Origin of the sequence: Amorphus sp. 3PC139-8, from assembly GCF_040750475.1 — a bacterium.
In the GTDB taxonomy this organism is placed as follows: Bacteria; Pseudomonadota; Alphaproteobacteria; order Rhizobiales; family Amorphaceae; genus Amorphus.
In genome coordinates this window covers 120,531-141,353 of sequence record NZ_JABJVY010000008.1, presented here as the reverse complement: position 1 = coordinate 141,353, position 20,823 = coordinate 120,531, and the positions used below count along the sequence as shown (strand labels likewise).

Sequence of the window (20,823 nt, the reverse complement as noted above, 5' to 3'; positions counted from 1 at the left end):
CGCCATGACCGCTGCCGCCGTTGCACCCACCGCCAGAGGACCGCGCCCGCTGAAGGGGCCGGACCGTGTCGCCGCCTTGCTCATGGCGATGGGCAAGCCGGCGGCCGCGCGGGTCATGCGCCATTTCAACGCCGACGAGATCCGGATGGTGACCCGGTCGATCGCCGAGCTGCGTCCGGTCAATTCCACCCAACTGGAAGCGCTGGTGGAGGACTTCGCGTCCCAATTCGGTGCCGGCGCGAGCTTGGTCGGCAACGCGGACGCGGTCGAAAAGCTCCTGAGCGGGATTCTGGATCCCGACGAGGTCAGGCAGATCATGAATGACGTTCTGGGCAGCCAGAACCATTCGATCTGGGACCGGATCTCGCAGGTCGCCGAGCAGTCCCTCGCCTCCTACCTGGTCAAAGAGCATCCGCAGACAGCTGCGCTAATCCTGTCCAAGGTAAAGTCTGGCTGCGCGGCGAAGGTCATGGCGCATCTTCCCTCGGAGCTGCGCAGCGATCTGACGCGCCGCATGCTCACCTTCAAGCCGATCGTCGATGAGACCATGCAGATCATCGAGAAAACGATCCACGAAGACTTCATGATGAACTTCTCGCGCAATGCCGGTTCCGACACCCATGCGCGCATGGCCGACATCATCAACAAGATGGAGCGCGACCAGATGGAAGAGGTCCTGGAAGACCTCGCCCAGTCGAAGCCGAAGTCGGCGGAGATCCTGAAGGGACTCCTGTTCACCTTCGACGATATCATCCGGCTCACGCCCCGCGCACGGACCACGCTGTTCGACCAGGTGCCGAACGAAAAGGTCGTGGTTGCGCTCAAGGGCGCCAATCCGGAGTTCCGCGACATCATCCTGCAGTCGCTCGCCTCGCGCGTGCGCCGCATGGTGGAGCAGGAAATCCAGAACAGCGAGGCGTCCTCCCAGCGCGACATCGCCGAGGCCCGCCGCCTGATCACCGACCTTGCGCTGGAAATGGCGGGGCGGGGCGAGATCGAGCTCGGCGACCCGGACGACGACGGCTATATGAACTGATCGGGCGGGGACGTGGCCGAAGACCAGGACAAGGACAGCAAAACCGAAGACGCCTCGGAGAAAAAGATCTCCGACGCTTTGGAGAAGGGCAATGTCCCCTTTTCCAAGGAGGCCTCAGTGTTTGCCTCTTTGCTCGGGATTTTGCTGGCGTTGACCTTTCTTGTCGCTGAAAAGGTGCCGGCGCTGGTGGCGGACCTGTCCCGCCTGATCGACAATGCCGGCGGCTACGCGCTGGAGGACGGTGGCGACGCGCTCGTGCTGTTCTCCGATGTCGGGCGGGCGATCGCCCTGTTCATCCTGCCCATCGTGCTGCTGCTTGCTGCCTTCGGCGTGGTTGCCTCGCTGGCCCAGAACGCGCCCCGGCTGGTGCCGGAGCGCATTCGGCCGCAGTGGAACCGGATTTCCCCCAAGGCCGGGTGGAAGCGCATTTTCGGCTCTCAGGGCCTGGTGGAGTTCGGCCGCTCCCTCTTCAAGTTTGCCGCGGTGGGCGCCGTTGCGGCCCTGTTTTTACGCAGCGAGATCAGCGGCGTCATCAACGCTGCCATCACCGATCCGACGCTGCTGCCCGCTCAACTTCTCTCCATGGCGACGCGGCTGCTGGCCGCCGTCTGCGTGGCGACCATCGTGCTGGTCGCGGCGGACCTTGTGTGGTCCCGGTTCAAGTGGCGGGCGGACCTGCGCATGACCCGCCAGGAGGTCAAGGAAGAGATGAAGCAGATGGAGGGCGACCCGTTCGTCAAAGCCCGTCTGCGTTCGCTCGCCAAGGACCGGGCGCGTCGGCGCATGCTGACGGCCGTGCCGACGGCAACCGTCATCATCACCAATCCGACCCATTATGCGATCGCCCTGCGCTATCGGCAGGAGGACGGCGGCGCGCCGCTCGTGGTCGCCAAGGGAGCGGATCTCGTCGCGCTCAAGATCAGAGAAATTGCGACGAAGCACGGCATTCCGATTGTCGAGGATAAACCCCTTGCCCGCTCCCTCTACGGCGCGGTCGAGGTCGATCAGTGGATTCCATCGGAATTCTATCGCGCGGTGGCCCGTGTGATCTACTATGTCTACACGCAAGAGGGCGGTAAAAATGCGAGCCGGTAACTATTATCTCAGGACGGATGCCGCCGACGCTTACGAGTATGTTCGCTACGAGAAGCTTCTGGCGAAGACGATCCGGGCGTTCATCGTGGAAATGCAGCTCGTCGATGCCGGTGTGCTGATCGGTTACATTCTCTGTGAGAAAGACCGCCACCTGGAGCATCTGATCGAGAGCTCCAGCGAAGTCTGGCTCAAGCCCGGCTTCCTCAGGTACGGCCGCAGCGCCAGCGCCGTGTGCGACTGGGGCCGCAACCCGACCGCGTCGATCGAGTTGGAAATCTGCCATCCCGAACTGACCGCCTATTTCAGTCTCGTGTTCGCGTCCGATTTCGTTGGCGTGAATCTGCACGGCATCCTGTTCTCCCGCGAGCTTAGCGATGAGGAGGAGGAGACCTGGACCCGGTTCTCCACCGCACTCGGTGACGGGATCCTGTGCGACGGCGAAGATGGCTCTGAGGAGAGTATTAAGAACGCCGACGCGTTCGCGCTTTTCTACGGTTCGGCGAACCTACAGTAGCGGTTCGGTAAAATAGGCGCCGCAGTCACCTGCGCCAGCTTCGGGCAAGTTTGCCGGCCTAGGTTCCATGGCGATGAAGCTGTGGAGGCTCCCCGTGGAACCTGTTCATCTATTCGGCCTCGTCCGTAGCCATGCAGAATGGGCTTCGGTGCGGCAGGCCACGATCAGTGCGAATATCGCGAACGCCGACACCCCTGGCTTCAAGGCTAAGGATATCGAGCCGTTTGCCGCGGCGCTCGACAAGACGCGCCTGACCATGGCCGCGACGCGGCCGGGCCATATCGGCGTGGAAGCGACCGCGCTCGGAACCAGCGAGGCCGGTAAGGCGGAAAGCTGGGACATCACCCATTCGGGCAACAGCGTGAGCATGGACCAGGAGCTCGCCAAAGCGGCCGAGGTCCAGCGGGTCTACTCGCTCGACACCTCGATCGCCCGCTCCTTTCACCGCATGTTCCTGACCAGCGTGAGGACCTCCGGATGATCGATGCCTTGGCAGCCGTGAGCCGTCTTGCGGGCGCGGGCATGGAAGCCCAGTCGGCCCGTCTGCGCATCGTGGCTGAAAATATCGCGAACGCGCGCTCCACCGGGTCGGTCGAAGGCGCCGACCCGTATCAGCGCAAGACGATCCTGTTCGACGCCCGCTTCGACGACGCGCTCGGTGCGGAAAGCGTGAAGGTGAAGGGCATCGTCACCGACGACAGCCCGTTCCTGGTCGAGCACGATCCTGGTCACCCGGCGGCCGACCAGGACGGAAACGTCAAGCTTCCGAACGTGAACATGCTCGTTGAAATGGCCGACCTTCGCGAGGCGAGCCGTTCCTACGAAGCCAACCTCCAGATGATCAAGCAGGCCCGATCGATGATCTCCATGACCATCGATCTGTTGCGGAGCTCGTGACGATGATCGTGAATTCGCTTGGAGCGATCGGCTCCACGTCCACCGTTGGCCGGTCGGCCGCTCCCGCTTCCGCTGCCGGTACGCCGCCGGCGGAGTTTGGCGAAGTGCTTGCCAAAGTGTCGAGCGAAGCCGTGGAAACGCTGCGCACCGGCGAGGCCGCCGCGATCAGCGGCGTCGAGGGCAAGTCGTCGGTCCAAGAGGTGGTCATGGCCATCATGTCGGCCGAGCAGACGCTGCACGCCGCCGTCGCAATCCGCGACAAGGTGGTCTCAGCCTATCAAGAAATCAGCCGGATGCAGATCTAACTCATTGATTTAACGCATTTCCGAACGGCGACCCGGTTTCCGCATCGCCTGGAAACGCACTAGAGGCCAATGGCATGAAAGCGCTATCGATCGCCGCAACCGGCATGGCTGCGCAGCAGACCAACGTCGAAGTGATCGCGAACAACGTCGCGAACATCAACACCACCGGCTTCAAGAGGGCCCGGGCGGAGTTTTCAGACCTGCTCTACCAGTTCGAGCGGGTTCAGGGCGTTCCGAACCAGGGCGGCGAAAACCCGGTCCCGGAAGGCGCGCGCATCGGCCTTGGTGTGCGCACCGTCGGCGTGCGCAACCTGCACATCCAGGGCGCGCTCGCGCAGACGTCCAACCCGCTCGACCTCGCCATCAACGGCCGTGGCTGGTTCCAGATCACCGGCCCCAACGGCGAAGCGCTCTATACCCGCGCCGGCGCCTTCAACAAGGGGCCGAACGGCGAGCTCGTCACCATTGACGGATATGGCGTGGAGCCGGCGATTGTGTTCCCGGCCGACACCACCGGGATCACCGTCAACGAATCCGGCGAAGTGTACGCCCAGGTCGCGTCCCAGCAGGACCCGCTGCTGCTCGGTCAGCTCTCGCTGGTCTCGTTCGCGAACGAGGCCGGTCTGGAACCGCTCGGCGACAACCTCTATCGCGAGACCGCCGCTTCCGGGCAGCCGCTGGAAGGGATCGCCTCGGAAGACGGTCTCGGCAAGATCCATCAGGGCTATCTGGAAGGCTCCAACGTCGATCCGGTCAAGGAAATCACCGAACTGATCTCCGCGCAGCGCGCCTATGAGATGAACTCCAAGGTGATCCAGGCGGCCGACGAAATGGCCGGCACCGTCTCCAAGGGCATCCGCTAGATCGTCATGGCCACCGCACTCGTCCGTACTTGTCTGCGGGGCGCGCTCCTTGCGCTCGCACTCGCCGCCTCGGTCGTCGCCGTGCGTGCCGGTCAGGTTCAGGGCCTGCTGCCGGTGCCTGCCGTCACGATCTATCCGGGCGACCATATCGGTCCGGAGATGCTGACGGAGAAAGCCTTCTACTACGATCCGGATCGGCCGTTGGCGGTGGTTGAGGACGGTGCACCGCTGATCGGCAAGGTGGCCCGACGCACGCTCGTGGCGGGCAAGCCAATTCCGAACAACTCGGTCGGCGAGCCGACGTTGATTACTCGTGGAAAGCCGGTCGAAGCCCGGTTCGAAGCCGGCAATCTCTCGATCTCGACAACGGTCCTACCGTTGCAGTCGGGTGCGCTCGGCGCGCTGGTCCAGGCCCGCAACATCGATTCCGGGCAAGTCATCACCGGCATCGTCCAGGCCGATGGCAGCCTGCTTGTTGGGGGCACGCTATGAAACGGCTTTTGCTTTTGATCGCGGGCCTCGCCCTGCTGGGTGCCGCCCCCGCGGCGGCAACCCGCATCAAGGACGTCACCACCGTTCAAGGCGTGCGCGACAACCAGCTCATCGGCTACGGCCTGGTGATGGGCTTGCAGGGCACCGGCGATACGCTGCGCAATGCGCCCTATACCGAGCAGGCGTTGCAATCGATGCTCGACCGGATGGGGGTCAACGTTCAGGGCGCCTCGCTTCGTGCCCGCAACGTGGCCGCCGTCACGGTGATCGCCGATCTGCCGCCTTTTGCCGGTGTCGGCTCGCGCATCGACGTCAACATCGCCTCGATCGGCGATTCCACGTCCTTAAAGGGTGGTACGCTGGTTCTGACGCCTTTGATGGGTGGCGACGGCGAGACTTATGCGGTGGCCCAAGGGCCGATCGCCGTCTCCGGCTTCGCCGTCGGCGGGGCGGCGGAAACCTATACGCAAGGCGTGCCCACCGCCGGGCGCATTCCGAACGGCGCAATTGTCGAAAAACAGGTTCCGGGCACGCTGCGCACCCTGCCGCGGCTCGTCCTGGAGCTGGAAAATCCGGACTTCAAGACGGCCGCGTCGATAGCCGATGCGATCAACGCCTACACGGGGCTCCGCTACGGCAAGAAGGCGGCCAGCGAGCGCGATCTCCGCGCCGTGGTGCTTTCGAAGCCGGCCAATGTCTCCACCGCGCGCTTTTTGGCGGAGATCGGGGAACTGCAGATCCAGACCGATGCGCCGGCGCGGGTGGTGATCGACCAGCGCACCGGAACGGTGGTGATCGGCCAGAATGTGGAGATCTCCACCGTCGCAATGGCCCACGGCAACATGACGGTACGGGTGACGGAAATGCCCGTAGTGTCCCAGCCGAACCCGTTCTCCGATGGGGCGACAGCCATCGTGCCGCGCACCACGGTCGATGCCCAGGAGCAGCCGGCTCACTTGGCCATCGTCGGCGGAACCGATCTGCAGACCCTGGTTCATGGTCTCAACCGGATGGGTCTGAAGCCGTCCGACATCATCTCGATCCTGCAGGCGATCAAGACCGCCGGCGCGCTGCAGGCCGAACTCATCGTCCAATAACTTCAACTGCCGGCCGGTTCGGCCGACCCCGACCCTCGGGAGGAGAAGCATGATGCTTCGAAATTTAACGCGATTGTCTCGTCTCGGCCTCGTTGCCGGGGCTGCGTTCCTCGCCGATCCGGCGTTGTCCAACGAACAGGCGCCGGCGCCCGAACCCTCCGCCAGCGAGGCGGCGACCGCCGAGGCTTCGGCCCAGCCGGCCGTAACCGCCCGCACGCCGAGCGAACAGAACGCAGCCGAATATTGCTCCAATATCGCCGACGCGGCCGCCGATGCCCGGTTTCAGCGCCAGGTGGAAGCGCTGCGTGCATTGGAGAAGAAGGTCGAGGATCGGGTCGCTCAGCTCGAGGCCAAGCGTGCGGAATATCAGGACTGGTTGGAGCGCCGGGAAGCTTTCCTGAAAAATGCCGAAGACAATCTGGTCGCGATCTATACCCAGATGCGCCCGGACTCTGCGTCGCAGCAGCTTGCGATTATGAACGATTTCACGGCCGCGGCGATCCTCGCCAAGCTGCCGCCCCGCACGGCGAGCGCCATCTTGAACGAGATGGATCCCTCGCGCGCCGCCCAACTTACCAACATCATGGCGGGGCTTGCCAATCCCGCGACCAACCAGAGGAAGCCGGGATGAACCGCGCAGCCTTCTTCGGTATGGCCGGCGCGCTCCTCGTCGCCGGTTGCCAGACGCCCAACGACAATCTGTTCTCCGGACCTGAGTTGACGCCGGTCGGGTCCGGCGTACCCGTCGCGGTCGCCCCGCTGCCAACGAGCTACGCTCCGGCGCAGCCGAAGTCGTTCGGCTCCACATGGGGTGGGCAGGGCTACGATCTCTTCCGCGACATTCGCGCAAGCCGGATCGGCGATCTTCTGACCGTCACCATCCAGATCAACGACAAGGCGCAGTTCGACAATGAAACCGATCGCTCGCGTGACGGAAAGGCCAAGATGGGTCTTTCGGCCGCATTGGCGGCGGCAGGGTTCGGGCTCGGCGCCAGCGCCGCCGATCTGTCGGCCGATCTCGACATCAAGTCGGGAACCCAGAGCAACGGCAAGGGATCGATCGATCGCTCCGAAAAGCTGCGGTTGTCGGTGGCCGCCGTCGTGACCGACGTTCTGCCCAACGGCAATCTCCTGATCAGCGGCTCTCAGGAGATCCGGGTCAACTATGAGGTCCGGGTGTTGAATATCGCAGGTGTGGTGCGGCCGCTCGACATCTCCGAGAAAAACACCGTGCCCTACGACAAGATCGCGGAAGCCCGAATTTCCTATGGTGGTCGCGGGCGTCTGACAGACGTTCAGCAACCGGCCTGGGGTCAGCGCGTCTATGACGCCGTTGCCCCGTTCTAAGGGCCCGCCACCATGGCTGACCAAGCCTCTCAGGACGCTCCGCCCAAGAAAAAGGCCGGCGGGCTCATTGCACTCCTGATTTTGACGCTGATCGCGCTCGGCACCGGTGGCGGGCTCGGGCTGCACCTTGCCTCGACGGTGGAACAAGCCGTGACGGCGCGGGAAGCCGATCTGCCGGAAAAGACGATGCCGGAGCTGAAATATTCCGGCGACATGGTGCTCGTCCGGCTGGAGCCGGTGATCGCCAATCTCGCCGCGCCCTCCAACACCTGGGTGCGGATCGAGAGTTCGATCGTGTTCGAAAACGGAGCACTGGCCAATCCGGAAGCAACGGCGGCCCAGATCTCTCAGGACATGATCGCTTACCTACGCACGTTGTCCTTAAGCCAGCTCCAGGGCCCGACGGCACTGCAATATCTTCGCGACGACCTGAACGAACGCGCGGTGTTGCGCACCGACGGACAGGTCCGCGAGCTCATCATCGAGACCATGGTCGTTCAATGAAGATCGTCCTTTCTACTGTCGGCTGCCCGACCATGATGGTCGCGGCGTTGCCGGCGCTGGCGTTTCTCTTGGTACCGTCGATGGCGGTCGCCCAGGAGATCCCGTCGCTCGGTTCGCTGCTGCCGGAGGGGGCCGGATCGGCCAGCGCGCGCATGATCCAGTTCATCGCGCTGATCACCGTGTTGTCGATTGCGCCCGGCCTGTTGATCATGGTGACCAGCTTTACCCGGTTCGTTGTCGCCCTGTCGTTCCTGCGCTCCGGTCTTGGTCTGCAGACTACGCCGGCAAACCTGGTGCTGATCAGCCTCGCTTTGTTCATGACCTTCTTCGTTATGCAGCCGACCTTCGATCGCGCATGGCAGGAGGGGATCCAGCCGCTGACGGAAAACCGGATCACCGAGCAGGAGGCTTATGCGAAGATCACCGATCCGTTTCGGGAGTTCATGCTGAGTCAAGTGCGCGAGAAGGACCTGAAGCTGTTCGCCGATCTTGCCGGCGTTCCGCCGGTTGAGGCTGGCGAGACGGTCGAGCTGCGCATTCTGGTGCCCGCCTACATGATCTCCGAACTTCGGCGCGGATTCGAAATCGGATTTTTGATCGCACTGCCGTTCCTGGTGATCGACATGATCGTCGCGACGCTCGTCATGTCCATGGGCATGATGATGATGCCGCCGACGGTGATCGCGCTGCCGTTCAAAATCCTGTTCTTCGTGCTGATCGACGGCTGGAATCTGCTGGTCGGCAGTCTCGTCAAGTCTTTCTTCTGAAGAGAGGATTTTAAATTTGCAGAGGCCGGCCGACCGGGCCTCTTCGAATAGTCGGCTCCGCAATAAACCGGAGACGACCGTACTTCGCAGCCAGCAAGCTACAGGCAAGCTTGATCAGCGAAGGTTATTGCATGGCAGGTTGGCTGCTCGCGAACGAAGCAAGCAGTAAACGCTCCTCCAAACGGAACACAGGAGGCGCAACCAAAGGCATGACGCCGTCCTGCTATACCGGTACCGAGCCCGGTATGTCCCCCGAGCAACACTTTCTAAAAGTAGAGGGACATCCCAATGTCTAGCATTATCACCAACACCTCTTCGATGGTCGCGCTGCAGACCCTGCGCTCCATCAACAACTCGCTTGACGAGACCAACAACCGCGTGTCGACGGGCCTGAAGGTTTCCTCCGCCGCCGACAACGCCGCCTACTGGTCGATCGCGACGACCACGAAGTCCGACAACGGTGCCCTCGGGGCCGTCAAGGACGCCCTCGGCCTGGGTGCCGCGTCCGTCGACACCGCCAACACCGGTCTCGACACCGTTCGCGAGTCGCTTCAGAAGGTGAAGGAGAAGTTGGTTACGGCCGCTGCTCCCGAAGCCGACAAGTCGAAGCTCCAGACCGAAATCAAGAGCCTGCTCGACGGCATCAAGAACACCGCCGACTCCTCCGTCATCTCCGGCAACAACTGGCTTTCGGTTGCGACCGCCGGAGAGACCAAGGACGTCGTCGTGTCGTTCTCGCGCTCGGGTTCGTCGATCTCGTTGGACACCATCTCGGTGGACATCGACAACTACGCCCTCTACGAGGCCGGCACCAACACCGGCATCATGGACAAGTCTCGCTCCGCGACGAACTACTCGACCAGCCTTTCGGTCGTGGCCACCGCGTTTGACGATGCCACGGACGAGGTCGAGTTCAACGTGAAGGTCGGTGGCAATACCACCACCGTCTCCATCACGCAGGCGACTGTCGAAGCCGCTCTCGGCACCGGCACCACCGCTCTGACCAACGCGGGTGACTTCAAGGCCGTTATGGACCAGGCGTTCAAGGACGCCGGGATCATCGACCTGGAAGTGACGGCGGACAACACGGCCGGCACCATCTCGCTCGACAGCTCAGAGAGCTTCGAAGTGAGCGCGCTCACGGTCGTGACCGACGCCTCGACCGCCGATCTCGGCGCTGCCGACTTCGGTCTCGCCGCTGCGGCGACCGTGACCACCGGCACGGCCCAGGTCGCGGTGAAGGACATCGACATCTCCAGCGCGACCACTGCCGACGTCAAAAACTACCTGAAGGTCGTCGACGCGGCCCTGCTGGACCTGACCGATGCTTCCACCAAGGCCGGCGCGCTGACCGCGCGTATCGGTTCGCAGGAAGACTTCGTGTCGGCTCTGATGGATGCCAACGATCGCGCCATCGGCACGCTGGTGGATGCCAATATGGAAGAGGAGTCGACCCGTCTGAAGGCGCTGCAGACCCAGCAGCAGCTCGCCGTTCAGTCGCTGTCGATCGCGAACTCCTCCAGCCAGAACATCCTGTCGCTGTTCCGCGGCTAATATCTCTCCACCTTCCTCTCAAGGTGCACCTCGCCACGCCCCGCAACGGGCGTGGCTTTTTCTTTTAAAGGTGGATTCTTGGGCGGAAAATATCAAATTTTGTAGTATTTATCGAGCTTAAGATAGTCACGCGCAAGTTTGATCTGCGATGACTTGAAGCTAATGACAGGTTGGCTGTCTGCAGACGACGCAGGCAGAGCCGCTCCGACGCGGACGTCGGGGCTTGATCCAAAGGCATGACGCCGTCCTGCCATATCGGTACCAATCCGGTATGTCCCCCATCAACGCACCGAAAGCTGCGGGACATTCCAGTGTCTAGCATTCTCACCAACACCTCTTCGATGGTCGCGCTGCAAACGCTGCGCTCGATCTCGAATGCGCTCGACACGACCAACAATCGTGTGTCGACCGGACTGCGGGTGTCTTCTGCCGCGGACAATGTCGCCTATTGGTCGATCGCCATGACGACCAAGTCGGACACCGGCGCCCTTGGCGCCGTGCGTGATGCGTTGGGGCTCGGCGCGGCGTCGGTCGAGACGGCCATGAACGGGCTCGAGAAGGCGCGTGAGTCGCTTCAGAAGGTGAAGGAGAAGCTGATCACCGCAGTGGCACCGGAAGCCGACCGGGCCAAACTCCAAACCGAAATCCGTAGCCTGCTGGACGGCATCAAGACGATTGCGGATTCCTCCGTGTCGTCTGGCAACAACTGGCTTTCCGTCGACAAGGCGGGTGAAACGAAAGACATCGTCTCGTCATTTTCCCGCTCCGATTCTTCGGTGTCGCTCGACACTATGTCGGTCAATATGGACGACTTCGCGCTTTATGAGGCGGGCATGAATACGGGAATCATAGATCGGAAGAGGACAGTTCCATTTTATTACGCAAATCTTAAATTTAGCGGTGTCAGCTTTGACGCTCCTGAGGATCGGGTGGAATTTGATGTCACCGTGGGTGGGGTGACGTCAACGATATTGATAGATCAGAATATAATTCGGGACGTCCATGGAAATGGAAGCGTTGCGATAGGGCACTCGAGTCGAATGGTGCCGTTGCTTGAGGAGGCATTCAGGAGGAATGGCATAAATGAATTAAGTTTTGTAAGGACTGGATTTAGTACAGCTTATATTTCTAGCGAAAATAATTTCAATATAAGTAGACTAAGAGTTATTGTTGACAATTTAAAAAAAGATATATTGCCAAGGGATTTTGGCTTGGCAAGCGGCATTGTTTCTACCGTATCTGAAAGAGATCTTTGCGCAGTCAATGATATTGACGTGTCGGTAGCCTCACGGGAGGAAATAATCGTTTATATTGGTTTCGTCGACCAAGCCCTGGAGGACCTAACCGCTGCCCACGCAAAGGCGGGTGCGTTGGCAAACAGGATCGAATCGCAAGATTCCTTCGTCTCGGCACTGATGGATGCCAACGACCGCACGGTTGGCACGCTGGTCGATGCCGACATGGAAGAAGAGTCGGCGCGGCTGAAGGCCTTGCAGGTCCAGCGCGATCTGGCTGTTCAGTCGCTGTCGGTCGCAAATGCCTCCGGCCAGAATGTGCTGTCGCTGTTTCGCGGATAGAGCCTCCGGCAAGTAGCTGCATCACCTGTCGCTCTTCTTCTCTGGGCCGTGTCCTCTCCGAGGCGCGGCCTTCTTCTTGCGCGCCGGAGTGCTGCTTCGGGACGGGCAACGTCCGCGCAAGCTTGATCGGCGAAGACGAGCGCCGTGAATGGCGCCGATTTTCCGCGGACGCCTGGAAAAACCCGAAGATGTGTTTCCCGCCAAGCCGCCGGCCTTTCGTGCAACACCGGCTTTCGCGCTTCGCGCGGCCTTCGAGGAATGGAAGCAGTCGATGAGCGGCCGCGAACAGGCAGAACGTCTGTGGACCAACATTCGCGAGCTCGGCACCCGCCGGCTCGTTGCTCTGGGCCTTGTCGGGCTCACCGTCCTGCTCGTGGTGGGCATTGGCGCCTATTATCTGAGCCAGCCCGAACGTGAGCCGCTTTATGTCGACTTGTCGCGCGAGGATGTTGCGCGCATCGGCGGCGCATTGAAGGACGCCGGCATCGATTTCGATGTCTCCGCGGATGGCACCTCGGTGCTGGTCGCTCATGCCGACACCGCCAACGCCCGAATGCTCCTGGCCGAAAAAGGCCTGCCCCAGGACATGAACTCAGGCTACGAGCTCTTCAATGAGCTCGGCTCGTTCGGCCTGACCTCCTTCATGCAGGAGATTACCCGCATTCGTGCCTTGGAGGGCGAGCTTGCCCGCACCATTCAGGGCATGAAGGGCATCAAGGCCGCGCGCGTCCACATCGTGCTGCCTGAGCGTGGATCGTTCCGGCGCGACCAGCAAGTCGCGTCGGCGTCCGTCGTGATCCGGACCGAGCGTGCCGACGATATCTCCGCCGCCCAGGCGATCCGCCACCTCGTTGCTTCGGCAATTCCCGGCATGAAGGTCGATGGCGTCACGGTTCTCAATACCGAAGGAGCGGTGCTCGCCTCTGGTGAGGACGGGGACAACGCCGCTGCCGGCAAACTCGCGCGCCTGCAGGCGCAGGTGAATAGCGAGATCGAGGAAAAGATCCGCCGAACGCTGACGCCCTATCTCGGCCTCAACAATTTCGAGGTCAGCGTTGCCTCCACGCTCGACACCGACCAGACGCGAGTGAGCGAGACGATCTACGATCCGGATTCGCGCGTCGAGCGGTCCGTGCGCGTGGTCAAGGAAAACGAGCAATCGCGCAACGCGGGCAGCGATACGCCGACCACCGTTCAGCAGAACATTCCCCAGGAGCAGCTACCGGCTGACTCCGGTGGTTCGTCCAACGAGCAGAACGAGCGCCGAGAAGAACTCACCAATTTCGAAATCTCCTCCAAGGTCGTGGAGACCGTGCGCGATGGCTTCCGCGTGGATCGGCTGTCGATCGCCGTGCTCGTGAACCAGGCGCGCCTGTTGGAAAATGCCGGAACCAATGGTGGCTCGGTGCCGGTCGATGCCCAGATCGCCGATATCGAGGCGCTGGTCGCCTCGGCGGCGGGTGTCGTCGTGGACCGCGGCGATCAGTTGAAGGTGTCTGCCGTATCGTTTGCGGCTGGGGCGGGCGAGTTGGAGCCGGTGCCGCCGCTGTCGATCGTCGACCTCTTGATGCGCCAGATGGGCAACCTCATCAACGCCGCCACCATGCTGGTCGTTGCCGTTCTCCTCATCTGGTTCGGTCTCCGGCCGGCGATGCGGGCGATCCTTGCCCGCTCGGAAGAGGAGACCGAAGAGGACGCCGTTGCCGAACCGACGCTGCTCGAGGCTGCTGATCCCGCCGCCCTTGCGCTCGGAGAAACGGCGGAAGCGATCATCCACGATGGTGAGGTCAATCTGATCGAGGACCTCACCTCCAAGCGCAGCCGTACGCCGCAGAAGCGCCTGGAACAGATCGTCGAATTCGATGAAGAGACCGCCGCCGCGGTTCTGCGCCAGTGGCTGAGCCAGGAGGCGCGCGCATGACCGACATGATCGCGCTTGGCCGGATCATTCCACATTTCGGTGGGACGTCTAAGTCAGCCTCTGCAGCTCTGGATGCGCTCCGCAATCCGTTCGCCAACGCGGAAGCCGTGCCGGATCAAGCAGCCGCTCTCGCGGAAGCCGAAGAACGTGGCCGCCGTGCCGGTCGCGCCGCGGCTGACGCTGAGTGGTCGAACCGGGCGGACGCGATGCAGCGCCAGCACGAACAGGGGTTGGAGGCTGCCCGCGCCGCCTGGGTGGAAGGTGAGGGTGCCCGTCTGGCGGCCGCACTGGATGAGGGGCTGTCGGCGTTGGAGACGCGGATATCCGAGACGACGGCGCGCTCGGTTCTGCCTTTCCTGGAAGCGCCGCTTCGCGAGCAGGCCGTGCGCGACCTCGCCGACACCGTGACTCAGATCCTCGGTGCGCAGGCCCCCTCCGTTCTCAAGATTGAAGGGCCGCAGGACCTTCTCGATGCGCTGGGCACGCGGCTGGGGTCGCGGGCCGCGGCGGTGCAGTTCGAGGTGGCCAATCTTCCCGATGTCCGCGTGACGGCGGACGCCACCGTCATCGAGACACAATTGCGCGCCTGGCTTGACCGCCTGGCCGCCGCCCTCAGTTGAGGATCCAGACATGTCCGGCCAAGAGCACCACGAACTGATCATCATCAAGCGTGGCGAGGACGAGGAGCACGAGCATCACTCGAGCGCCTGGAAGGTCGCGCACGCCGACTTCATGACGGCGATGATGGCCTTCTTTCTGATCATGTGGCTGATCAACGTGACGGATGAAGAGGTGCGCAAAATGGTTGCCGCCTATTTCAATCCCGTCGATCTCGCCGCCAGCATGGCGCCGCAGAAGGGCGTCGAAGATCCCGAGGATGCCCCGCTGGAGCCGGCGGACCTGGATAAGGGCGAAGGGCCCGGAGATGGCGCCGGCGAGCAGGCCGCTGTCCCGACCGAGGCGGAAGTCGTCGCGCGCGAGAAAGCCGCATTCCAGGATCCCTATGCGATCCTGGCCAAGCTGGCGGCACAGGTCGATCCGGATCTGCCGACCGCCTTGGATGCGCCGGAAGGCGAGGCAGGTGATCCGGGCGAGAGCGGCGGCGACATTCTTCGCGATCCGTTCGATCCGGTTTACTGGCAGACGGATGCCGCCCGGCCGGCCGTCACCGAGACGCCCGGAACGCCCGGCACGATGGAGAAGGCACCGGACGAGACGCAGCGCCCGAATGCGGCGATCGCGCGCGCGTCGGCCGACGTGCGCAGTGGTGGACCCAAGTCGGCAGCCGCCGATCGTGATCTGGCTCTTACGGGGGCGGCGCCGATCCTCAAGACGGGACCGGACAGCGGCGGTTCGCCGGCGGATGCGGCAGCGGCCGTTGCGCTTTCCGAAGAGCTGCAGGCCACGCTTTCGGGCGCCACCAACGAAACCGGAAGTCCGCATCTGGAGGTGATGGCCACCGACGAGGGCGTTCTGGTCAGCCTGACCGACGACATCGACTTCGCCATGTTTCCCATCGGCTCCGCCATTCCGGATCCGAAGGTCGTTAAGGTCATGGAACGCGTGGCGGAGGCGCTGACGAGCCAACCCGGCCAGATTGTGGTGCGCGGCTACACCGATGCCCGGCCTTTCCGATCCGATTCCTATGATAACTGGCGATTGTCCAGTGCCCGCGCTCACATGGCGCAGTACATGCTCGTGCGCGGCGGCATCGACGAGGAGCGAATCCAGAGCATCGAGGGTCACGCCGATCGTGACCCGAAGAATTCGGCTGACCCGAACGCGGCGGAAAATCGCCGCATCGAGATCCTGCTGCGCGAACCGGCGACGGGGACGCGCCCGTGACCGCTCGGCTTGCTTTCCCGATCCGTGGGGCGGCTTCTGTGCTGGTGGTGCTGGCGAGCATGAGTTCGGTCGCGTTCGCCCAGTCGTCTTCGGATGTCACGCCCGTGTCGCTGCCGCAGGCAGGAGAGCCAATGGTGATCGTGCCGGAAGCCGAACCGGCGAAGCCGGAGCGGCGCGGGCTCGGCCTGTTTGCTCCGTTCCGCCGCAACGAGGCGCGGCGGGCGGCTCCGCTTCCGACCGCGCCGCTTCCCGGTGGTGAAACCGCGCCGTCGGTGGCGGCCCCTGAAAGCGAGCCTGTCGCGCCGCCTCCATCGACGGCGGATATTGCGCCATTGCCGCCGACGCGCCCGATGAGTGTGGCAGCGCCCGTTCAGCGGGCTGCGCCCCAAGCTGCACCGATTGCCGAAGCTTCTGTGTTGGAGGTCGAGGCTCAACCGGGCGTTTCGGTCGAGATCGCTAACGAGCGCGCCCTTGATGAGGCGGCCGTCAGGGCTGCCGCGTCCGAAGCGGCCCGCAAGGTACCGACACCTTCTGATGGAAGTCGTGACGACGCGTCCGAGCCTGCGGCAGATCCCGCCGTCGAGCCTGTGGCGGCGATTGCCGATCCCTCGCAATCCGCACAGATGGCGGCATCCGGGGCCGTGGTGGAGGTTCCTTTGCCGCGCGAGAAGCCGACGGTTCCAGAGACCATTGAGCTCGACAAGGACGGCACGGAAGCGACAACCGCTTCCGAGGTCCCGGTCATGGCCGAACCCGGCGTCTCCGGTGAAGAGGCGATCGCAGTTTTTAATGAAACAGCCCCCATGGTGGAGGCTGCCGACCACAGTCCGACGCATGAGCCCGTTGGCGACAGCCCTCAGGCCCCTGCCGAGCCCTCTGGTGCGGCGCAAGCGGTCCCGGCAGGTGCCTCCAGCGAAGCCCATGCCGATGGAGGAGACGATCACGCGGACCGTGGTGACGAAAAGCCGGTGGACGATCACGCTGAGCCGGATCATTCAGCGGAGCTGACGTCGGCATCGGATACGCCGTCGGCGATCGGCGATCCCCATGTCGTAGACGGTGCTGGCGTCCATAGCGTTCCGGACGAGCAAGCTGCGTCCGATGAGAAGGTGTCTGAGGCCTCCTCCGCCGAAGTGGCGCATGCGAGCGAACACGCGGTGTCGGATGTCGAGACCGACAAGAAGGACATGCCTTCTGCGGCAGAGGCGGTTTCCGTGCACGCGGATGCGGCTACCGAAACGGCGACGGAAGAGCTTGCACAGACCACCGACCATGCGGCTGGGGACGGGACCACGGCGGAGTCCCGCGCGCCTGCTTCGGACGAAGCCGCGCATGGCGAAACGGCGCATGCTGCGACCGACGACGCCCACGCGACTGAGACGGGCCATAAGGAAGACGCCGGACCCGACGACGGTTCGCGCGCTGTGGCCGAGAGCCATGATACGCCGTCGAAGGGCGAAAACCACGGCGGTGACGGCCACGGCGATGACGTCCCGCCGGCAGCACCGATCGAGCAGGCCCCGCGTCTGGCTCAGACAGAGGACGCCGGCTCCGCGCTCGCGCCGCCCTACCAGCTCGTGCGGACATTGCAGGCGCTCCAGGACGACATCGCCCACGGGTCCACCGGCGCGCTAACGGCCCAGAAGGTTCTGCTGTCGCGCATGGATGGCGATCTCCTGGCCGCCGATCCCGCCGTCTGGCAGGAAAAGCGCAATGCGGAAGCCCTGGTCGTCTATACCTTAAGCGGTGGCCGACCGGCCGTCACCCGCCAGCTCCTGGAGCACGATCCGCTTCCCAATGTCGACGAGCGGCTTCTGCGTGGCGCGCTCGCCTACGTGCAGGGCCGGGAAGACGACGCAAGGAAGTATCTGGGTGATGTCGATCCGCTCACGCTTCCCGTCAACCTCGCCGGGCAGGTTGCGCTCGCCAAGTCGACCCTGGTGGTCGCGAACGATCCCGAAGAGGCGATTCGCCTGCTCGACCTTGCGCGGCTTTTATCGCCGGGAACCTTGATCGAAGAGGCCGCGCTGCGGCGCGAGATCTATGTCGTCAGCGAGCGCAACGACATCGACAAGTTCGAGTCGCTGTCGCGGCAATATCTGCGTCGCTTTCAGCATTCCGTCTATGCGGGCAACTTTCGCCAGCGATTTGCCGCTGCGCTCACCCGGATGAGCTTCGTGGACGATCCGATCCAGTTCGAGCGCTTGCATGCCTTGCTTGCCGATCTTGATGCGGACTCCCAGCGCGAGCTGTACTTGCTGGTCGCCCGGGCGGCGGTGAACGATGGCAAGACAGCGGTTGCGGCCATGGCGTCGGAGCGCGCGCTTTCCGATGCCGCGCCCGGATCTCGCGACCAGGCCAGAGCGCTTCTATATCGCGGGGCGGCGTTGGCGGTGATGCCGGAAGGGCTGCAATCGGCGATCGACGATCTCGGAGCGGTCGATCGCACTCTGCTCGCCCCGTCTGATGCGGCGTTGTTCGACGCCGCGAGCGCCACGGCCGACCTCATTCTGACGGCCCCGGACGGAACCGAAGTCGTCGAAGCGACGACGACGGAAACGCTGGAAACGGTCTTCGAATCCGAGGTGGTCGCAAAGGCAACCAGCATGGTCGACCAAGTCGATGCTCTGTTGAACGAGGTGGAGTGATGCCCGCGATCGAATTCCCGCTGCAGGATTCCCCGCGTGGAGCCACGGCCAAAGGCGTCGCCGGTCCGTCGACCCGATCGAAGGAGGCGCTTTCCGGCGACGAGGAGGCGAGCTTTGCGCATCTTTTGAAGCGCGCGGCCGGCGAGCCGGGCGCTGCCTTGCGCGAAGACCCGTTCGGCGGTGCGTCGCGCGACCGCAAGGCCGCTTCCGAGCGCGGTGCCGTGGAGGGAGAGCGGGAGATCGCCCCCGGCGAGACGCCGGAACGGGGAGCCGGGCAACCCGGCGCCGGGCCGGAGACGGCGGAAGCGGACGGCTTTCAGCAGCTTCTGTTGATGTCGGCGAGCCCGCTCCCGGCTTCGAACACCACAGTCATCAGCGCGACGGAAACCCCCGTTGCGCGCGCAGTCCCTGCGCAGCTTGCGTCACCCGACGCACTCTTACTGCGCAACGCAAGCGACGGAGGCGCTGCGGCGGCCTCTGTGCCCGCAATCGACATGCCGTACGATCCGATCGCAATCGGGATGGACAAGTTTACGCCGACCCAGGAGCCGGATGCCGGCCCGGTCGAGCAATCCCGACCGCTGACAGCGAGCGTGGTCGACCGACAAACTCATTTTGCACCGGTCCAGCCGTCCGCTGCGTCGATGGCCAAAGCGCCAACGATGGAAACGGCCGCCGCCGTACCCTCCGTTGCCGAGGCGGCGACGGTGGCACCGCAGATGCGGCCGGCCGCCAACGGTCGTCCGGCGTTGCACGTGGCCGGCGCGGGCCCCGCCGCTATAGATGACGCCGGTATGCCGGGATCGGAGGCGGATGCGGCCGTCGATCCCGTTGTTCCGCGCCGTGTCGCCCAATCCGGCGACGCGATCGTGACACCGCAGGCCGATGAGGGCGTGGCCCGCCCTCCCGTGGACCAACGCGATGTCGCGCCCGCGGACACCGACGCCCCAAGCAAGGCTCGAACGGCCCTATCGGAGCCGAGCGTGAAGCCGGAGAAGGTGCAGGACGCGACCGCCGCCCGACTGGCGAACACGGCGCCGCGGGACACAACAGCGCCGGCGCCCGGAGCGTTGCCGCCGGTAACGATGCAGCGCCTGGCCGGCACCGTGCTGTCGGCGGCCGCCGAGCTCGGCGGGCCGGCGGTTGCCGCTCAGTCGGCTGCGCCGACCGATCCGACTTCTTCGGCCGCCCTCAAAGGGCCGGTTCGTATCCTGGAGCTGGAGCTCACCCCGGTCGAACTCGGCCTGGTGCGCGTGCGCATGCGGATGGGCGCGAGCGGCATCGAGATGCAGGTAAGCGCAGCCAAGGCGGAGACGGCGGAGCTGTTGAAGGCCGATCTCGGCCGGCTTGCCGAAACGATCCGCGATGCTGGCTATGACATCGACACCGTGTCGATCCAGACGTCGGGCGATGGTTTCCGCCCGCAGATTTCCTCCGCCGCCCGCGTCGATCCCGGCTCTAGCGCGTTTGCGGGAGCAGGTTCTCAGGGCTCATCCGAAGGCGGAGCCGGACACAACGCCCGCGAGGGCTCGGGGCGCAGCGGCGAGAATGCCGCCGGCGCGACTTATCGAAAGGACGACGATGCCCAAACGGCTTCGGATGGCGAGCGTGCTCGCCGTGGCTCTCTGTTCGTTTAGCCTCTTCGCCGCCGCTCAGGCGGCCGCCGGCAATATCTGCGAAAAGGAAATGGCCCAAGCGTCGGCCACCTATGGCGTGCCGCTGGGAATCCTTTATGCCGTCGGCCTTACGGAGACGGGTCGCAAGGGCTCGTTACAGCCCTACGCCATGAATATCGAGGGCAAGCCCTATTTCGGAAAGAGCAAGGCCGAGGCCATGCAGCGCTTCGCGCTTGCCAAGAGCCAGGGCAAGAAGCTGATCGATCTGGGCTGCATGCAGATCAATCACCACTACCATTCCGACAAGTTTCGTTCGATCTCCGAGATGCTCGAGCCGAAGGCGAACGTCGATTATGCGGCGCGGTTTTTGAAAGAGCTGAAGGGGCGGGAAGGAAGCTGGACAATGGCGGTCGCCCGCTATCACGCCGGACCCAACAACAATCCGGCCCAGAAGCGTTATGTCTGCGCGGTGATCCGCAACATGGTCGCGACCGATTTCGGAACCTGGACGCCCGAGGCGCGCCGCTTCTGCGCTTAGACCGCTCCGCTTTTCTCGAAATCACGAAGCGGGCCTCAGTTGTTGTTTCAACGCGGTTCCGAACGGCCAACCGGTTTCCACTTGGTCTGGAAACGCTTTAGACCTGAGCAAGGGCTTCTGCGCGCCTTCGGTTCAGGCTGATTTTTTCTCTCCAAAACAAGAACGCGACCACGATGACCTTGGGTCTGCGGAGACCCGGAGCCATCG

The 20,823-nt window shown here is 63.7% G+C and carries 21 protein-coding genes; all 21 read left to right on the top strand.

Annotated features, from left to right (window positions below; genetic code table 11):
- Window positions 1-4: 4 nt before the first annotated feature.
- The 21 genes from HNS03_RS09985 (at window position 5) to HNS03_RS09885 (ending at window position 20,616) form a co-directional block, all read left to right on the top strand.
- Window positions 5-1,036: a flagellar motor switch protein FliG gene (locus HNS03_RS09985; protein WP_367194963.1), complete on the top strand. Its 1,032-nt coding sequence runs from the start codon at window positions 5-7 to the stop codon at window positions 1,034-1,036.
- A 12-nt stretch (window positions 1,037-1,048) separates the two neighbouring features.
- The gene (gene flhB / locus HNS03_RS09980) at window positions 1,049-2,131 is read left to right on the top strand and encodes a flagellar biosynthesis protein FlhB (protein ID WP_367194962.1); all 1,083 of its coding nucleotides are present in this window, start codon (window positions 1,049-1,051) and stop codon (window positions 2,129-2,131) included.
- Complete coding sequence (locus tag HNS03_RS09975) at window positions 2,118-2,645, top strand: hypothetical protein (RefSeq protein WP_367194960.1); 528 nt, start codon at window positions 2,118-2,120, stop codon at window positions 2,643-2,645. The genes flhB and HNS03_RS09975 overlap by 14 nt, the downstream gene beginning before the upstream one ends.
- A 94-nt stretch (window positions 2,646-2,739) precedes the next feature.
- Window positions 2,740-3,126, top strand: coding sequence for a flagellar basal body rod protein FlgB (gene flgB / locus HNS03_RS09970; protein WP_367194959.1), 387 nt, complete (start codon window positions 2,740-2,742; stop codon window positions 3,124-3,126).
- Complete coding sequence (gene flgC / locus HNS03_RS09965) at window positions 3,123-3,542, top strand: flagellar basal body rod protein FlgC (protein ID WP_367194958.1); 420 nt, start codon at window positions 3,123-3,125, stop codon at window positions 3,540-3,542. Before flgB ends, flgC begins: the two co-directional genes overlap by 4 nt.
- Window positions 3,543-3,544: 2 nt before the next feature.
- Window positions 3,545-3,847 carry a flagellar hook-basal body complex protein FliE gene (locus HNS03_RS09960; RefSeq protein ID WP_367194957.1) on the top strand — a complete coding sequence of 101 codons (303 nt, stop codon included), beginning with the start codon at window positions 3,545-3,547 and terminating at the stop codon, window positions 3,845-3,847.
- Between the two features lie 74 nt (window positions 3,848-3,921).
- Window positions 3,922-4,710, top strand: coding sequence for a flagellar basal-body rod protein FlgG (flgG, locus tag HNS03_RS09955; protein WP_367194956.1), 789 nt, complete (start codon window positions 3,922-3,924; stop codon window positions 4,708-4,710).
- 6 nt (window positions 4,711-4,716) lie between these two features.
- Entirely contained in the window at window positions 4,717-5,202 is a 486-nt protein-coding gene (gene flgA, locus HNS03_RS09950; protein ID WP_367194955.1) for a flagellar basal body P-ring formation chaperone FlgA, read from the top strand.
- Complete coding sequence (gene flgI / locus HNS03_RS09945; RefSeq protein WP_367194953.1) at window positions 5,199-6,299, top strand: flagellar basal body P-ring protein FlgI; 1,101 nt, start codon at window positions 5,199-5,201, stop codon at window positions 6,297-6,299. Before flgA ends, flgI begins: the two co-directional genes overlap by 4 nt.
- 52 nt (window positions 6,300-6,351) lie before the next feature.
- A complete protein-coding gene (locus HNS03_RS09940; RefSeq protein WP_367194951.1) occupies window positions 6,352-6,930 on the top strand; it encodes a MotE family protein in 579 nt (192 codons plus the stop codon).
- Window positions 6,927-7,646 carry a flagellar basal body L-ring protein FlgH gene (gene flgH / locus HNS03_RS09935; RefSeq protein ID WP_367194949.1) on the top strand — a complete coding sequence of 240 codons (720 nt, stop codon included), beginning with the start codon at window positions 6,927-6,929 and terminating at the stop codon, window positions 7,644-7,646. The genes HNS03_RS09940 and flgH overlap by 4 nt, the downstream gene beginning before the upstream one ends.
- A 12-nt stretch (window positions 7,647-7,658) precedes the next feature.
- Window positions 7,659-8,150, top strand: a complete 492-nt coding sequence (locus HNS03_RS09930; RefSeq protein ID WP_367194947.1) for a flagellar basal body-associated FliL family protein — start codon at window positions 7,659-7,661, stop codon at window positions 8,148-8,150.
- Window positions 8,151-8,185: 35 nt separating this feature from the next.
- Window positions 8,186-8,917, top strand: a complete 732-nt coding sequence (gene fliP, locus HNS03_RS09925) for a flagellar type III secretion system pore protein FliP (RefSeq protein ID WP_367195069.1) — start codon at window positions 8,186-8,188, stop codon at window positions 8,915-8,917.
- A gap of 288 nt (window positions 8,918-9,205) precedes the next feature.
- Entirely contained in the window at window positions 9,206-10,471 is a 1,266-nt protein-coding gene (locus HNS03_RS09920; RefSeq protein WP_367194945.1) for a flagellin, read from the top strand.
- A 311-nt stretch (window positions 10,472-10,782) separates the two neighbouring features.
- A complete protein-coding gene (locus HNS03_RS09915) occupies window positions 10,783-12,048 on the top strand; it encodes a flagellin (RefSeq protein WP_367194944.1) in 1,266 nt (421 codons plus the stop codon).
- Window positions 12,049-12,319: 271 nt separating this feature from the next.
- On the top strand, window positions 12,320-13,969 hold the full coding sequence (gene fliF / locus HNS03_RS09910) for a flagellar basal-body MS-ring/collar protein FliF (RefSeq protein WP_367195067.1): 1,650 nt from the start codon (window positions 12,320-12,322) through the stop codon (window positions 13,967-13,969).
- A complete protein-coding gene (locus tag HNS03_RS09905) occupies window positions 13,966-14,589 on the top strand; it encodes a hypothetical protein (RefSeq protein ID WP_367194942.1) in 624 nt (207 codons plus the stop codon). The genes fliF and HNS03_RS09905 overlap by 4 nt, the downstream gene beginning before the upstream one ends.
- A 10-nt stretch (window positions 14,590-14,599) precedes the next feature.
- Window positions 14,600-15,814, top strand: a complete 1,215-nt coding sequence (locus HNS03_RS09900) for a MotB family protein (RefSeq protein ID WP_367194941.1) — start codon at window positions 14,600-14,602, stop codon at window positions 15,812-15,814.
- The gene (locus HNS03_RS09895; protein ID WP_367194939.1) at window positions 15,811-18,462 is read left to right on the top strand and encodes a hypothetical protein; all 2,652 of its coding nucleotides are present in this window, start codon (window positions 15,811-15,813) and stop codon (window positions 18,460-18,462) included. Before HNS03_RS09900 ends, HNS03_RS09895 begins: the two co-directional genes overlap by 4 nt.
- Window positions 18,462-20,099, top strand: coding sequence for a flagellar hook-length control protein FliK (locus tag HNS03_RS09890; RefSeq protein ID WP_367194938.1), 1,638 nt, complete (start codon window positions 18,462-18,464; stop codon window positions 20,097-20,099). Before HNS03_RS09895 ends, HNS03_RS09890 begins: the two co-directional genes overlap by 1 nt.
- Window positions 20,062-20,616: a transglycosylase SLT domain-containing protein gene (locus HNS03_RS09885; protein ID WP_367195065.1), complete on the top strand. Its 555-nt coding sequence runs from the start codon at window positions 20,062-20,064 to the stop codon at window positions 20,614-20,616. Before HNS03_RS09890 ends, HNS03_RS09885 begins: the two co-directional genes overlap by 38 nt.
- Window positions 20,617-20,823: the final 207 nt, after the last annotated feature.

Excerpts from the sequence above, each read along its gene's own strand:
- HNS03_RS09960 (WP_367194957.1), top strand. The coding sequence starts at position 3,545 with ATGATCGTGAATTCGCTTGGAGCGATCGGCTCCACGTCCACCGTTGGC.
- HNS03_RS09985 (WP_367194963.1), top strand. The coding sequence starts at position 5 with ATGACCGCTGCCGCCGTTGCACCCACCGCCAGAGGACCGCGCCCGCTG.
- HNS03_RS09900 (WP_367194941.1), top strand. The coding sequence starts at position 14,600 with ATGTCCGGCCAAGAGCACCACGAACTGATCATCATCAAGCGTGGCGAG.
- HNS03_RS09930 (WP_367194947.1), top strand. The coding sequence starts at position 7,659 with ATGGCTGACCAAGCCTCTCAGGACGCTCCGCCCAAGAAAAAGGCCGGC.
- HNS03_RS09940 (WP_367194951.1), top strand. The coding sequence starts at position 6,352 with ATGCTTCGAAATTTAACGCGATTGTCTCGTCTCGGCCTCGTTGCCGGG.
- flgH (WP_367194949.1), top strand. The coding sequence starts at position 6,927 with ATGAACCGCGCAGCCTTCTTCGGTATGGCCGGCGCGCTCCTCGTCGCC.
- HNS03_RS09905 (WP_367194942.1), top strand. The coding sequence starts at position 13,966 with ATGACCGACATGATCGCGCTTGGCCGGATCATTCCACATTTCGGTGGG.
- HNS03_RS09885 (WP_367195065.1), top strand. The coding sequence starts at position 20,062 with ATGGCGAGCGTGCTCGCCGTGGCTCTCTGTTCGTTTAGCCTCTTCGCC.
- fliF (WP_367195067.1), top strand. The coding sequence starts at position 12,320 with ATGAGCGGCCGCGAACAGGCAGAACGTCTGTGGACCAACATTCGCGAG.
- HNS03_RS09890 (WP_367194938.1), top strand. The coding sequence starts at position 18,462 with ATGCCCGCGATCGAATTCCCGCTGCAGGATTCCCCGCGTGGAGCCACG.
- flgA (WP_367194955.1), top strand. The coding sequence starts at position 4,717 with ATGGCCACCGCACTCGTCCGTACTTGTCTGCGGGGCGCGCTCCTTGCG.
- flgI (WP_367194953.1), top strand. The coding sequence starts at position 5,199 with ATGAAACGGCTTTTGCTTTTGATCGCGGGCCTCGCCCTGCTGGGTGCC.
- fliP (WP_367195069.1), top strand. The coding sequence starts at position 8,186 with ATGGTCGCGGCGTTGCCGGCGCTGGCGTTTCTCTTGGTACCGTCGATG.
- flgC (WP_367194958.1), top strand. The coding sequence starts at position 3,123 with ATGATCGATGCCTTGGCAGCCGTGAGCCGTCTTGCGGGCGCGGGCATG.
- flgG (WP_367194956.1), top strand. The coding sequence starts at position 3,922 with ATGAAAGCGCTATCGATCGCCGCAACCGGCATGGCTGCGCAGCAGACC.
- HNS03_RS09920 (WP_367194945.1), top strand. The coding sequence starts at position 9,206 with ATGTCTAGCATTATCACCAACACCTCTTCGATGGTCGCGCTGCAGACC.
- HNS03_RS09975 (WP_367194960.1), top strand. The coding sequence starts at position 2,118 with ATGCGAGCCGGTAACTATTATCTCAGGACGGATGCCGCCGACGCTTAC.